At 68.4% G+C, this 231-nt stretch carries 1 protein-coding gene; it reads right to left on the reverse strand.

What is annotated here, in order from left to right:
- On the reverse strand, positions 1 to 231 hold a 231-nt coding region (locus ACRHNM_RS18425; RefSeq protein WP_431138076.1), incomplete at both ends, for a response regulator.

Here is a 231-nt window from a genome sequence, read left to right on the forward strand (position 1 = left end):
AGACGCTGAGCATCAATACCGGCAAATCGGGATGGCGGCGGCGGATCATGCCGATCATGGCGAAGCCGTCGGCCTGGGGGCTGCCAGGCATCGGGTAGTCGGTGACCAGCAGGTCGCAGGGCTGGCTGCCAAGCAGGCCCATCAGCGCCTGCGCACTGTCGGCTTCGCCGACCACGCGGCCGACCCCGCTCGATTCGATGACGGCGCGGGTACCGATACGGACCACCGGGT

The sequence above is a fragment of the Psychroserpens mesophilus genome, from assembly GCF_050617655.1.
Taxonomy (GTDB): Bacteria; Bacteroidota; Bacteroidia; order Flavobacteriales; family Flavobacteriaceae; genus Psychroserpens; species Psychroserpens mesophilus_A.